The sequence below is a fragment of the Halogranum roseipondis genome (genome assembly GCF_059695585.1).
Window position 1 is genome coordinate 111,996 of the sequence record NZ_CM185235.1, and the last position, 12,453, is coordinate 124,448.

The following is a 12,453-nucleotide window of genomic DNA, read 5'->3' on the forward strand; positions in this document are numbered from 1 at the left end:
GTGTTACGCGAACAGCGCCGTGGCGACCGACTGGGCGACCTCGATGACCGGCCCGAAGCCGGGCAGGAGCAGGAGGGTGCCGAGTGCCGCGATCATCACGGCCGCGTAGAGACCGAGCGGTTTCGAGACGATCTCGAACTCCCGAGTGGCGTCTTCGATCCACATCGCCTTGACGACGCGGGAGTAGTAGAACAGCGACAGCGCGCTGTTGATCGCGCCGACGGCCGCGAGCCACCAGAAGCCGGCCCCGATGGCGCCGGCGAACAGGAAGTACTTCGAGAAGAACCCGCCGAACGGCGGCAGGCCCGCGAGACTGAACATGAACACCGTCATCGCCGCGCAGGCGACGGGTGCCTGCGATCCCAGTCCGTTGAAGTCCTCGAAGCGACGGCCGACGTTCCAGTGCTCGGTCAGGGCGATGAACAGGAACGCGCCTGTGTTCATGAAGCCGTAGACGAGCAGGTGCGCCATGCTGGCACCCATCACGTTGCCGTTCTGTGCGCTCCCCGCCGACAGCGCGGCGAGACCGATGAGCGCGTAGCCGGCGTGACCGATGCTGGAGTACGCGAGCATCCGCTTGACGTTCTCCTGGGTCGCCGCGGCGAAGTTACCGAGCGTCATCGTGACGACGGCCAGCACCTGGAACAGCAGCACCCAATCGATCCCCTGCGGGATGGCCGTCAGCGCGAACGCCTCGGTGAAGACGCGGAAGGCGACGGCGAACCCGGCGGCCTTCGACGCCGACGAGAGGAACGCACTGATGGGTGCAGGTGCGCCCTCGTAGGCCTCCGGCGCCCAGAAGTGGAACGGGACGGAGGCGGTCTTGAACGCGAACCCGCCGGCGATCATCAGCACGCCGACGCCGGCGACGCCGACGAACTCGGTACCGGAGAGCGCCTCGGCGACGTCGCCGAAGACGAGCGACCCCGTCGCGGCGTAGACGAGGCTGATACCGAACGCGAACACCGACGAGGAGACCGCGCCGATGAGGAAGTACTTCAGCCCCGCCTCGACGCTCCCGCGGTTCTTCTTGAGGAACGCGACGAGCGCGTACGACGGCAGCGAGGCGAGTTCCAGCGAGATGAACGCCGTCGCCAGCGAGTTGGCGCTGGCCATGAGTCCCATGCCGGTCGCCGCGAGTACGACCAGCGTGTAGAACTCCGCCTGATGGGCGTCAGTCCGGAGGTAGTCGTAGCTCGCGATGGTCACCATCGCCGTGACGCTGGCGAAGATGGCCATGAAGAACAGCGCCATCCCGTCGACGACGAGCGCGTCGCCGTACAGCGAGATGCCGCCGCCGGTCGACACCTGGCCGGTCCCCGCAGTGAGGAACCAGCCGGCGAGACCGAGCGACGTCAGCGACCCGACGACGGAGATGCCGGCGAGTGCCGTGCTGTTGGTCGAATCCGGGTCGATGCTGTCGACGACGAGCAGGAGCAGCGCCGTCAGCGCCAGTGCGAACACCGGTGCCAGCGCCATCCAGTTGGGCAGTTGCGACTGCAGCAACATCAGAGCCCACCTCCCGTCTCGAGGATCGGATTAACCGCGTCAGTGATCATGCTGAAGAACAGGTCCGGAGCGACGCCGAGCGCGATGACGAGCACCAGAAGCGTCGCCAGCGCGAGCGTGTCGTGGACGGGTGCGCGCCCGACCGGGTAGTCGGTCTCGAGTCGGAACGACCCGAACAGCGTCCGCTGCATCGCGAGCAGCAGGTAGCCTGCGACGATGACGATGCCGAACATCGCCGCCGCCGTGAACACGGGCGCGAAGGGAAGCGACTGCGAGCCGAACGAGCCGACGAAGATGAAGAACTCGCCGGCGAAGCCGGCCATCAGCGGCAGTCCCATGTAACCGAACGCGCCGGCGACGAAGATGCCCGCCGTGATGGGCATCCGGTCGGCCATGCCTGACATGTCGCCGACCATCCGCGTGTGCGTGGTGTTGTAGATGACGCCGACGGCCATGAACATCAGACCGGAGATGAGGCCGTGGGCGATCATCTGGAACGTCGCGCCGCCGACCCCGTACACCGTGTAGGCGACGAGGCCGAGGATGACGTACCCCATCGACGACACGGAGGAGTAGGCGACGATGCGCTTGAGGTCCTGCTGGGCCAGCGCGAGCATCGCGCCGTAGATGACGCTGAGCGCCGCGATGACGGCGATGGGAATCGCCAGCGCCGTCGCGGTCTCCGGCAGCATCGTGAAGTTGAACCGCAGCAGGGCGTACGTCCCCATCTTCAGGAGGACGCCGGCCAGCATCACCGAGGCCGGGGTCGGCGCTTCGACGTGAGCGTCCGGCAGCCACGTGTGCAGCGGGACGATGGGCACCTTGACGCCGAAGCCGAGGAACATCGCCACGAAGGCGACGGTCCGCAGCGTCGTGGCGTCGAGGCCCGCGAACCCGCCGAGTTCGTCGGCGCGGAGCGCCTGTGCGATCTCCGGCAGTCCGAGCGACGAGATGGAGTCGCCCAGCCCGAAGATCAGCGCGAAGAAGCCGATGAACATCACGAGCGACGCGATGTTCGTGTAGACGAAGAACTTGATCGCGGCGTACTTGCGGCGCGGGCCGCCCCAGACGCCGACGAGCAGGTACATCGGGATGAGCACGGCCTCCCAGAAGACGAACCACATGAAGAAGTCCAGCGCGGTGAAGACCCCGACGAGGTTCGCCTCCATGAACAGGAAGAGGCCGTAGAACTGCGACTGTCGGCTGTCGATCGGCGTCCACGCGCTGACGATCGCCAGCGACGTGAGCACCGTCGTGAGCACGATGAGCGGCATACTGATGCCGTCGACGCCGGTGTGCCACGAGAGTTCGTAGCCCGCGAGGCTGAGCCACGCGAACGATTCTTCGAACGCGAGCGACCCGCCCAAGAGGGCGTTGCCGCTCGCGTCGTACTGACTCCACATGAAGAGGCTCCCGAGGACGGGAACCAGACTGAGTCCGAACGCCAGCTTGCCGGCGACCCGGTTCGGGGCGACGAAGGTCACCAGCGCAGCGGCGAACGTGAACGCGATTAGTGCTTCGACGATCATAGGAACCACCCTCCGAGCAGACCGAAGACGACCAGAAGCACGGTCAGCCCCAGCGTGAGGAGCATCGCGTAGTTACTCACGACGCCCGTCTGGAGCTGTTTGACGCGGCTCCCGGAGAACAGACTCACGCTGGAGACGCCGTTGACGACGCCGTCGACGACGCCCTGGTCGAACTTGTCGGCCGCGCGGGCGACGGGCAACGTGAGTCCCGTCGCCAGCCAGACCTGGTACTCGTCCTGGTAGTAGTTGTTGTACAGCAGCGTCTTGATACCGCCGAGCTTGTCGGTGTGTTCGACCGGCTCGGGGACGTTGTACAGCACGTGTGCGAGCGCGACGCCCGCGAGCGCGAGCGTCAGCGAGACGCCGCCCGAGATGAGCGCCGTCCCGAGTTCGCCGCCGGCGAGCGTGCCGACGCTGTAGTGGGCGAAGTCGTGCGTGAGTTCGCCGTAGTGCTCGCTCGTCAGTCCGGCAGGACCGTGTCCGAGCCACTGGTGCAGGTACTCGATGGGCATGCCAGTCAGCTTCGCGACCGGCACCATGTTGACGAAGCCGGCGACGACCGCCAGCACGCCGAGCACGGTCAGCGGCCCCTTCACGTTCCAGCCCACGCCGTGCGGGTTACGCGCGGTGTCGGTGCGAGCCTTCCCGTGGAAGGTGAGAAACACCATCCGGAAGGTGTAGAAGCCGGTGAAGAAGACGGCGAGCAGGCCCATCGCCCACGCGCCGAACAACAGCGGACTGCCGCCTAGGCCGTGGACGAGCGCCTCGTAGAGCACCTCGTCTTTCGACCAGAAGCCCGAGAACGGGAAGATGCCGGCGAGCGCGAGCGAGCCGGCGAGGAACGTCGCGTAGGTGACGGGCATCTTCTCCTTCAGGTTGCCCATGTCCCACATGTCCTCGTTGTGGTGCATCGCGATGATGACCGACCCCGCCCCGAGGAACAGCAGCGCCTTGAAGAACGCGTGCGTCATGAGGTGGAAGGTCGCCGCGATGTACCCACCCGACCCCAGCGCGAGCATCATGTAGCCGTACTGGGAGATGGTGGAGTACGCGAGCACCTGTTTGATCTCGCGCTTGACGACGCCCATCGTCGCCGCGAACAGGGCGGTGAAGCCGCCGATGAACGCGATGATGGCGAGCCCCGTCGGCGAGAGCGCGTAGAAGCCGTACATCCGAGCGACGAGGTACACACCGGCCGCGACCATCGTCGCCGCGTGGATGAGCGCGGAGACGGGGGTCGGACCTTCCATGGCGTCCGGCAGCCACGTGTGCAGCGGGAACTGCGCGGACTTGCCGACGACGCCGCCGAGCACGAGCAGTCCGACGATGGTGAACCACGTCTGCGGCTCGAAGCCGAACGTGTTGGCGCTGGCTTCGCCGTTCAACACCTGTTCTGCGAGCGCCGGGAACGCGCCTTCGCCCGCGAACTGTGCGGTGCCGAAGGTGGCGAACACGGCGACGACGCCGATGAGGAAGAAGTAGTCACCGAAGCGGGTGACGAGGAACGCCTTCTTCGCGGCGCTCGGCGGGCCCGGTTCGCGGAACCAGAAGCCGATGAGCAGGTACGAGCAGAGCCCGACCAGCTCGAAGAACATGAACGCCATGAGCAGGTTGTCGGCGACGACGAACCCGAGCATGGAGGCGGTGAAGAGCCCGAGACCGGCGTAGTACCGGGGGAGCCCGGTCTGGCCGTCGTCGTTCATGTAGCCGAGCGAGAACACGTGCACGAGGGTCGCGATGAGCGTCACGATGACGAGCATCATCGCACTGAGCGGGTCGACGAGCAGGCCGAACGTCAGCTCGAAGCTCTGATCCGTCGTCACCCACGTGTAGATCGTTTCGTCGTAGTAGTTGCCGTTCGAGACGGTGAAGAACATCCACAGCGAGAGCAGGAGCGAGCCCGCGGTCGCTGCGATGCCCGGCAGTGCGCCACCCTTCGGGAGCAGGTCCCGACCGCTGACGGCGACGCCGACCGAGACGAGGAACGAGAGGAACGGCAGGAGAACGATCGCCGGAGCGTAGTCGAATGCAGCCATCAGTTACCACCTCATCGTCGTTGCTTTCGTCACGTCGAGGTCGTTGAAGTTGCGATACAGCACGAGGATGATGCCGATACCGATGGCGACTTCGGCGGCCGCGAGCGCCATCGTGAACAGGCTGAACGTCTGACCCGTCACGTTCCCCCACTGGTAGGAGAAGGCGACGAGGTTGATGTTCGCCGCGTTCAGCATCAGCTCGACGGACATCAGGAACAGCAGCGCGTTGCGCCGCGTCAGGATGCCGAACAGGCCGATACAGAACATCAGCCCCGAGAGGAGCAGATACCACTCTGCGGGCACCATTAGCGCTCCCCCTCCGTGTCGTCGGCACCGCCGTCGGTCCGGACGCCCTCACCCGTCACTGCGCCGCGTGCGCTGCTCGCTGCCGACTGCAGGAACGAGCCCTCGTCCTCGCGCTGTGCGAGGTAGACGGCGGCGTCGATGGCGACGTCGAGCGTGACGGCCATCACCATGAACGCGACGAGGAAGCTCTCTCCCGGCACCGCACCGAGATCGAGGTTGAACATCGCGTAGCCGATGCTAGCGACGATGCTCGCGTCGGCCGGGAACCCCTGTGGGGATCCGAACTCCGTCTGCAGGAAGACGACAGCCAGGACGACGAACAGTCCGAGGGCGGCGAGCCCCGGTAGCAGGTTCAGGTCGTCGTTCAACTGCGGTTTCGTTGTCATGTGCTACTCACCTCCGGATTCGTACGCGTCAGCATCACGGCGAACGCGATGAGGATGAGAACCCCGCCCACGTAGACGAGAATCTGCATAGCGGCGAGAAACTCCGCCTGCAACATCACGTAATGCACCGCGACGCTCAACAGCGCGCCCCCGAGCAGGAGTGCGGAATGCCACACGTCCCGAACGAGGACGACGCCGAGGCTGCAGCCCACGGTGACGAGGGCGAACAGCGCGAACGCGATGGTTTCATAAACCATTGTTTGTATCTCCTTGAGATATCCCTTTGAAGATTTCGAGACGGTGGAGGCCGATTCGAGGCCTCTCACGGTCGAAATCTCGAGGGTCACTCTACTGGTAATCCACTTCTCCCTCACCCTCGCCGATCCAGGCCCCACGGTCGGGGTTACGCGAGTTGAGGGGGTCAATGTCCTTGTACCACGGGACGTTCTTCAGCTGTTCTTTGTTGTACACGAACTCGTTTTTCGTGTCTGCCGTGAACTCGAAGTTCTGTGTCAGCAGAATGGCGTCGACGGGGCAGACCTCCTCGCACAGTCGGCAGTAGATGCACTGGCCGATGTGGAGGTTGTACTGCTCGCCGTTGCGCTTGTCGTCCTGGACGATCTGGATCGTGTCGTTCGGACAGACGTTCTCACACTGGCGACACCAGATACAGCGCTCCTGGCTGAACTTGTGGACCCCACGGAACCGGGGGCTCACCTCCGGCGCGACGTCCGGGTACTCGACCGTGAACGTCTGGCCGTCCAGTGCGTGTTTCATCGTCGTCGCCATCCCTTTCAGAATTCCAATCATGCAATCACTCCCACGATGATGGCCGTGAGCACCAGGTTGGCGAAGGACAGCACGAGCATGCCCTTCCAGCCGATCTCGATGAGTTGGTCGATACGCACGCGCGGCACTGCCGAGCGGGCCCACTGCGTGAACAGGAACACCGCCCAGATCTTGATCGTGAACCAGAGGAAGCCGAGCGCCTCCGGACCCGGACCGGCCGGGCCGCCGAGGAACAGCGTCGCGATGAGCGCCCCGCCCAGGAAGATGTGGATGAACTCCCCGAGGTAGAACAGGACGAAGTAGATGCTGGAGTACTCGGTCTGGTACCCGCCGACGATCTCGGTCGGTGCCTCCGGCGTGTCGAACGGGTTACGGCCGACTTCCGCCAGGTTCGCCGCCAGGAACAGCACGAACGCGAAGGGGTTGACGAACGCGAACCACTGCGGGATCGTGACGCCGGCGACCGTAAAGAGCGGTTCGGCCTGCACGGCGACGATCTCGCTCATCCGGAGCGTCCCGGTGAAGATGACGACGGACGCCGCCGTCACGATGAGCGGGATCTCGTAGGCGATGTTCTGTGCGACCGAGCGCAGTCCGCCGAGAAGCGAGTACTTGTTGTTCGACGAGTACCCCGCCATCACGAGTCCGAGCGAGGCGATGGAACTCACCGCGAACGCGTAGACGAGACCGGACTCGGGGTCGGCCAGGTGGATGCCGCTCCCCATCGGGATGACGGCGAACCCCATCAGCGCCGAGAACGGGACGATGATCGGTGCGATGTCCCACGCGGGACGGTCGACGCCGTCGGGAACGATGAGTTCCTTCGACATCAGCCGAACCGCGTCGGCGACGATGACGAGCAGGCCGAACGGCCCGATCCGGTTGACGGCGATGCGGTCGGTGAACGACGCGGTGATCTTCCGCTTCGCCCACGGCCCGGCGACGGCCGTCGTGATGAGCATCACGTTGGCGATGAGGAACGCGCCGAGCAGTCCGCCGACGACCGCACCGAGCAGCCCGTCCAGGCCGAGGAGGCCCGCGATGGTGTCGACGAGCGGCGTCTGCGACTGCGCCTGAAGCAGCAGCGTCTCCATCACCGGTCCACCTCGCCGAGCACGATGTCGAGGCTGCCGAGCGCGGCGATGAGGTCAGGGACGTACTCGCCCTGTGCCATCTCCGGCAGCGTCTGGAGGTTCGAGAAACACGGACTGCGGATCTTGAACCGTCCGGGTTTGTCGGTGCCGTCCGAGCGGATGTAGATCCCGAGTTCGCCCTTCGCACCTTCGACGGCGCGGTAGACCTCCGTGTCGTCGTCGGGTTTGAGCGTCCGGGGGACGTTCGCCTGGATCGTCCGATCCTCCTCGGGCCAGTCCTCCAGCAGGTCGACGCACTGTTCGATGATCTTCGCGGACTCCTCGACCTCACGGAGCCGGACGAGCAGGCGACTGTAGTTGTCACAGCCGTCCTCGACGACGACGTCCCAGTCGAGGTTCTCGTAGTAGCCGTAGGGGTCGTCGCGTCGGAGGTCGTAGTCGACGCCGGAGCCGCGGGCGACCGGACCGGTCGCACCGTAGCTCTTGGCGACGTCTCCGGGGAGAACCCCCGTACCGACGGTCCGCATCTGCAGGATCTCGTTGCCCGAGATGAGGTCGTGGTACTCCTCGAGCGCCTGCGGCAGATCGTCGAGGAAGTCCCGGATCTTCTCGAAGAACTCCTCGCGGGGTTCGGGGAGGTCCCAGACGACGCCGCCGAGGCGGAAGTAGTTGAACATCAGCCGCTGGCCGGTGAGGTCCTCGAGGATGTTCTGGGCCTTCTCCCGGTCGCGGATCGCGTACATGAAGATGGCCGTGAAGTCCCCGTAGACGTCGAGTGCGAACGTGCCGACCGCCAGCATGTGGGCGGCGATCCGACACAGCTCCGCACCCATCGTCCGGATGATCTGTGCGTACTCGGGCACCTCGATGTCCGCGAGGTCCTCGGCCGCACGCGCGTAGGCCCACTCGTTGAGCAGGCCGGCCGAGATGTAGTCCCAGCGGTCGGGGTACGGCATGATCTGGTGGCGGTAGGTCCCCTGTTGACAGATCTGCTCTTCACAGCGGTGCAGGTAGCCGATGTCGGACTCGACGTCGGCGACCTGCTCGCCGTCGAGCGTCGTCTTCAGGTGGAGCACGCCGTGAGTCGCCGGGTGGTGCGGTCCGATGTTGAGGAACATCGTGTCGCCACCCTCGCCCTTGTGGTCGTCCTGCAGCGGGTTGGCGTTCTCACGCAGTGGGACGAGCTGGGGGCGGTCCTGCTCGTAGTCCATCGAGAGCGGGTGACCCTGCCACGTCTCCGGGAGGAGGATGCGGCGCAGGTCGGGGTGTCCCTCGTACTCGATGCCGACGAGGTCGTACGCCTCCCGCTCGTGCCAGTCGGCCGTCCGGTAGACGGGTTCGGCCGTCTGACTGACCGGGTTCGTCTTGTCGGTCGGGACGACGACGCTCACTTCCTGCGTGGGGTCGTCGTACTTCTTCAGGTGGTAGATGGACTCGTAACGGTCCTCGCGCTCCTCGGCCGTGACACAGGAGAGGTGGTCGAACCCCGCCTCGTCGCGGAGCGTGAAGAGCACGTCCTGCACCTCGTCCGGTCGGATGACGAACCCCGGTGCGTTGAGGTGCTCCTCGCGGGCGAGGACGTGGTCGCCGAGCAGGTCGGCGAGTTCGTCGCCCAGCGAGCGTCCCTCGACGGCAGGCTGCTCTGCGTCCTCTGGCTCCTCCAGACTCATGGTGAATCAGCCCAGTTGTACCGCATGACGAGGTCGTCCTCGTCGATCTCTGCGGCGAGTTGGTCGACGATCTCGTCTCGGGTGAGGTCGCCGAACTGTTCGAGTTCGTACGGTTTGACCGTCACCGGACTCGACTCGCCGTTGGCGATCCGCTCCTGCAGTTTGGCGACGCCGTAGACGAGCGCCTCGGGGCGGGGCGGACAGCCGGGGACGTGGATGTCGACCGGGATGACCTCCTCTGCGCCCTTGACGACGTTGTACCCCTCCTGGAACGGGCCGCCCGAGATGGTACACGAACCCATTCCGATGACGAACTTGGGTTCGGGCATCTGGTCGTACACCCGCTTCATGCGCGGGGCGAACTTCGAGACGATGGTCCCCGGAACGATGATCACGTCGGCCTGTCGCGGCGACGCGCGGGGGACACCGGCACCGAAGCGGTCGAGGTCGTGCTTGACGGCGTAGGTGTGCATCATCTCGATGCTGCAGCAGGCGATCCCGAACTGCAGCATGAACATCGACGACCCCCGGACCCAGTTCATGAACTTGTCGAACTTCGTGAGGATGAACGGTGACGAACCGAACGCCTCACGGAGCTTCGAGTTGAACCGGTTGTCCTGTCCGGACATCCGGGCGTCCCGAGTGTCGGTCAGTACTTTCGAGTCCTCCGTGACGAATGGCTTGTCTTGGCTACTCATGTTTGTCTCTCCGTCTTCCGGCTCTCGGCAAGCGGGCTTCTGACCCACTTGACCGCGCCGTTGCGCCATGCCCAAACGAGACCGACGACGAGGATCCCGATGAAGACGAGCATCGGAAGCAGCACCTCAGCGAGGGTTGCTCCCTGCTCCAACGCGGAGCGATAGATGACCGTCCACGGGAAGATGAGGACGGTCTCGATGTCGAAGACGACGAACAGCAACGCAACCATGTAGTACTGGATGTTGAACTGGATGCGTGCCGTCCCCGTCGGGATCTCACCGCTCTCGTAGATGGCGCTTTTACCTTGTTCCGGCACACTCGGACGAAGCAACGCCGACACCGCCATCATACCGAGCGGAATGCCGACACTGACTACTCCTAATGCGCCGATAGCTATCCATGGATTCATACCGAGTTCTCCGTAACGTCCGCGGGTTAGGGGTGCTCCCCTATAAGCATTGATTCTTGCTCGTTCGGGCGATTACGGCGGTTTCAACCGTGAACCCCGCGGCGGAGACTGGGAAGCGAGAGAAACAGTCGGTTACTCCGAACGTTCGCGGAACGAGACGTGACCGAGGTCGTGCAGATCACGGGAGACGTCGGCCACGTCCTCGACGAGTCTGTCGTGGTACGCGATCAGCGCCTCGCGCACCGCCTCGTGCTGTCGCGCCAGTACCTGCGCCGCCGACAGCGCCGCGTTGAACGACTTGCCCGCGTCGACGGCGACGATCGGCGCGCCGGTCGGCATCCCGATCACCGAGTCGACGGACTTCTCCTGGACCGGCACGCCGACGACCGGTAGCGGGTACGCGATGGAGGCGGTCATGTTCGGCAGGTCGGCGGACTTCCCGCCCGCGCCGGCGACGATCACGTCCAGCCCACGGGCCTCCGCGGTCTCTCCGTAGGCGTACATCAACTCGGGCGTCCGGTGCGCCGAGACGACGTAGCTCTCGTACGTGAACCGCGCCTCGGGCGGGTTCTCGAAGTCGGTCTGCTCCTCGAAGCCGAGTTCCTCCAGCGCGTCGTACGCCCCCGACATCACGTCGAGGTCCGAGTCCGACCCCATGATGATGCCTACGTCGGGCGTCGTCTCCGGGTCGCGTTCCTGTTTCGCTTCCGATTCGAGTCGGTCGACGAGCTGTTGGACGTTCATCGGTCGAAGGTGAGCGAGTCGACGTGGTCGCGAGCCGATTCGAGCAGGTCGTCGACGGCAGTGGACGAATCGACGCCACCGTCGCCGGCGAGTCCGTCCGCGTCGCCGACGGCGGTGACGTGACCCATCTTCCGTAGGGGTCGGACCTCCTGTTTGCCGTACCAGTGGAGACTCACGCCGTCGGCGGCGAGCACGCGGTCGACGCCGTGGAGTTCGGCTGGCTGGGACTCTTTTACGTCACCGAGGATGTTCGCGCTGACCGTCGGCGCGCGCAGGTCGGTCGCGCCGAGCGGCCACCCCAGCACTGCGCGGGCGTGCTGCTCGAACTGGGAGGTCAGCGCGCCCTCGATGGTCCAGTGCCCCGAGTTGTGCGGCCGCGGGGCGATCTCGTTGACGAGGATCTCGCCAGCGCTGTCTCGCGGGCGCTGCCCGCTCGACGTCTCCGGGTCGCTTCGCGACCCGCTCGTCTCGAAGAGTTCGATCCCGTACACGCCACGGCCCTCCAACTGGTCGAGGACGTCGTGGGCGACGTCTCTCGCGCGCGCCGTCACCGCGTCGCTCGTCCGGGCGGGGACGACCGTCTCGCGGAGGATCTCCTCCTCGTGGACGTTCTCGCCGAGCGGGAACGCCCGAACTTCGTCTCTGCCCTTCACGCCGATGACCGACACCTCGCGGACGAAGTCGACGAACCGTTCGGCCATCGCGGGGGCGTGACCGATGTACTCCAGCGCCTCCTCGACCTCGTCGGGCGAGGTGACCGGGACGTTGCCGCGACCGTCGTAGCCGCCGGTCCGGGCTTTGAGCATCACGCTGCCGAACTCCTCGACGGCGGCCCGGAGGTCGTCGGCGTCGTCGACGCGGCGGAACTCGGGGATGGGGATACCTGCGTCGCCGAGCGTCCGCTTCTGGACGAGTTTGTCCTGGATCGTGCGCAACGTGTCCGGCGAGGGATGGACCGGTACGTCGTACTCGTCTTGGACGTCTTCGAGCAGGTCGGGGTCCGCAAGTTCGATCTCGAACGTCAGCGCGTCGACGCGGGCGGCGAGGTCGCGGACGGCCTCGGGGTCGTCGAAGTCGCCTTCCACCTGGTCGCGGGCGACGGTCGCCGCCGGGCAGTCGGGCGTCGGGTCGAGGACGATTACCTCGACGCCGAGGGGTGCTGCGGCCTCGGCCAACATCCGCCCGAGTTGCCCGCCGCCGACGACGCCGAGCGTCGGGCCGGGTAAGGTCACTGTCACGGTCGGCCGTTTCGTACGAACCTGCATAAGAGTTACCACCCGGA

Annotated in this window: 13 protein-coding genes; all 13 read right to left on the bottom strand. The window is 65.6% G+C overall.

Going from position 1 to position 12,453, the window contains the following annotated elements:
• Positions 1 to 3 precede the first annotated feature (3 nt).
• The gene (locus tag EOHIBHHM_RS00650) at positions 4 to 1,509 is read right to left on the bottom strand and encodes an NADH-quinone oxidoreductase subunit N (RefSeq protein ID WP_497253634.1); all 1,506 of its coding nucleotides are present in this window, start codon (positions 1,507 to 1,509) and stop codon (positions 4 to 6) included.
• Positions 1,509 to 3,038: a complex I subunit 4 family protein gene (locus EOHIBHHM_RS00655; RefSeq protein WP_497253636.1), complete on the bottom strand. Its 1,530-nt coding sequence runs from the start codon at positions 3,036 to 3,038 to the stop codon at positions 1,509 to 1,511. The genes EOHIBHHM_RS00650 and EOHIBHHM_RS00655 overlap by 1 nt, the downstream gene beginning before the upstream one ends.
• Positions 3,035 to 5,074, bottom strand: coding sequence for an NADH-quinone oxidoreductase subunit L (nuoL, locus tag EOHIBHHM_RS00660; protein WP_497253638.1), 2,040 nt, complete (start codon positions 5,072 to 5,074; stop codon positions 3,035 to 3,037). The genes EOHIBHHM_RS00655 and nuoL overlap by 4 nt, the downstream gene beginning before the upstream one ends.
• 3 nt (positions 5,075 to 5,077) lie before the next feature.
• Positions 5,078 to 5,380 (bottom strand): NADH-quinone oxidoreductase subunit NuoK, encoded by a 303-nt coding sequence (nuoK, locus tag EOHIBHHM_RS00665; RefSeq protein ID WP_089825749.1) that lies wholly within the window; start codon positions 5,378 to 5,380, stop codon positions 5,078 to 5,080.
• On the bottom strand, positions 5,380 to 5,766 hold the full coding sequence (locus EOHIBHHM_RS00670; protein WP_497253640.1) for a proton-conducting membrane transporter: 387 nt from the start codon (positions 5,764 to 5,766) through the stop codon (positions 5,380 to 5,382). The genes nuoK and EOHIBHHM_RS00670 overlap by 1 nt, the downstream gene beginning before the upstream one ends.
• Complete coding sequence (locus tag EOHIBHHM_RS00675; protein WP_089825911.1) at positions 5,763 to 6,023, bottom strand: NADH-quinone oxidoreductase subunit J; 261 nt, start codon at positions 6,021 to 6,023, stop codon at positions 5,763 to 5,765. Before EOHIBHHM_RS00675 ends, EOHIBHHM_RS00670 begins: the two co-directional genes overlap by 4 nt.
• Positions 6,024 to 6,114: 91 nt before the next feature.
• Positions 6,115 to 6,576, bottom strand: coding sequence for a NuoI/complex I 23 kDa subunit family protein (locus EOHIBHHM_RS00680; RefSeq protein ID WP_089825746.1), 462 nt, complete (start codon positions 6,574 to 6,576; stop codon positions 6,115 to 6,117).
• Complete coding sequence (locus EOHIBHHM_RS00685) at positions 6,573 to 7,649, bottom strand: complex I subunit 1/NuoH family protein (RefSeq protein WP_497253643.1); 1,077 nt, start codon at positions 7,647 to 7,649, stop codon at positions 6,573 to 6,575. The genes EOHIBHHM_RS00680 and EOHIBHHM_RS00685 overlap by 4 nt, the downstream gene beginning before the upstream one ends.
• A complete protein-coding gene (locus tag EOHIBHHM_RS00690) occupies positions 7,649 to 9,319 on the bottom strand; it encodes an NADH-quinone oxidoreductase subunit D (protein WP_497253645.1) in 1,671 nt (556 codons plus the stop codon). The genes EOHIBHHM_RS00685 and EOHIBHHM_RS00690 overlap by 1 nt, the downstream gene beginning before the upstream one ends.
• A complete protein-coding gene (locus EOHIBHHM_RS00695) occupies positions 9,316 to 10,017 on the bottom strand; it encodes an NADH-quinone oxidoreductase subunit B (RefSeq protein ID WP_089825740.1) in 702 nt (233 codons plus the stop codon). The genes EOHIBHHM_RS00690 and EOHIBHHM_RS00695 overlap by 4 nt, the downstream gene beginning before the upstream one ends.
• Positions 10,014 to 10,427, bottom strand: a complete 414-nt coding sequence (locus EOHIBHHM_RS00700) for an NADH-quinone oxidoreductase subunit A (RefSeq protein WP_497253647.1) — start codon at positions 10,425 to 10,427, stop codon at positions 10,014 to 10,016. Before EOHIBHHM_RS00700 ends, EOHIBHHM_RS00695 begins: the two co-directional genes overlap by 4 nt.
• Positions 10,428 to 10,559: 132 nt before the next feature.
• Entirely contained in the window at positions 10,560 to 11,171 is a 612-nt protein-coding gene (gene purE / locus EOHIBHHM_RS00705; RefSeq protein ID WP_497253649.1) for a 5-(carboxyamino)imidazole ribonucleotide mutase, read from the bottom strand.
• Positions 11,168 to 12,409: a 5-(carboxyamino)imidazole ribonucleotide synthase gene (locus tag EOHIBHHM_RS00710; protein ID WP_497253651.1), complete on the bottom strand. Its 1,242-nt coding sequence runs from the start codon at positions 12,407 to 12,409 to the stop codon at positions 11,168 to 11,170. The genes purE and EOHIBHHM_RS00710 overlap by 4 nt, the downstream gene beginning before the upstream one ends.
• Positions 12,410 to 12,453: the final 44 nt, after the last annotated feature.

Bases quoted from the DNA above. Each gene is read 5' to 3' on its own strand.
- purE (WP_497253649.1), bottom strand. From the start codon at position 11,171: ATGAACGTCCAACAGCTCGTCGACCGACTCGAATCGGAAGCGAAACAG.
- EOHIBHHM_RS00680 (WP_089825746.1), bottom strand. From the start codon at position 6,576: ATGATTGGAATTCTGAAAGGGATGGCGACGACGATGAAACACGCACTG.
- nuoK (WP_089825749.1), bottom strand. From the start codon at position 5,380: ATGGTGCCCGCAGAGTGGTATCTGCTCCTCTCGGGGCTGATGTTCTGT.
- EOHIBHHM_RS00670 (WP_497253640.1), bottom strand. From the start codon at position 5,766: ATGACAACGAAACCGCAGTTGAACGACGACCTGAACCTGCTACCGGGG.
- EOHIBHHM_RS00655 (WP_497253636.1), bottom strand. From the start codon at position 3,038: ATGATCGTCGAAGCACTAATCGCGTTCACGTTCGCCGCTGCGCTGGTG.
- EOHIBHHM_RS00675 (WP_089825911.1), bottom strand. From the start codon at position 6,023: ATGGTTTATGAAACCATCGCGTTCGCGCTGTTCGCCCTCGTCACCGTG.
- nuoL (WP_497253638.1), bottom strand. From the start codon at position 5,074: ATGGCTGCATTCGACTACGCTCCGGCGATCGTTCTCCTGCCGTTCCTC.
- EOHIBHHM_RS00650 (WP_497253634.1), bottom strand. From the start codon at position 1,509: ATGTTGCTGCAGTCGCAACTGCCCAACTGGATGGCGCTGGCACCGGTG.
- EOHIBHHM_RS00695 (WP_089825740.1), bottom strand. From the start codon at position 10,017: ATGAGTAGCCAAGACAAGCCATTCGTCACGGAGGACTCGAAAGTACTG.
- EOHIBHHM_RS00685 (WP_497253643.1), bottom strand. From the start codon at position 7,649: ATGGAGACGCTGCTGCTTCAGGCGCAGTCGCAGACGCCGCTCGTCGAC.
- EOHIBHHM_RS00690 (WP_497253645.1), bottom strand. From the start codon at position 9,319: ATGAGTCTGGAGGAGCCAGAGGACGCAGAGCAGCCTGCCGTCGAGGGA.
- EOHIBHHM_RS00700 (WP_497253647.1), bottom strand. From the start codon at position 10,427: ATGAATCCATGGATAGCTATCGGCGCATTAGGAGTAGTCAGTGTCGGC.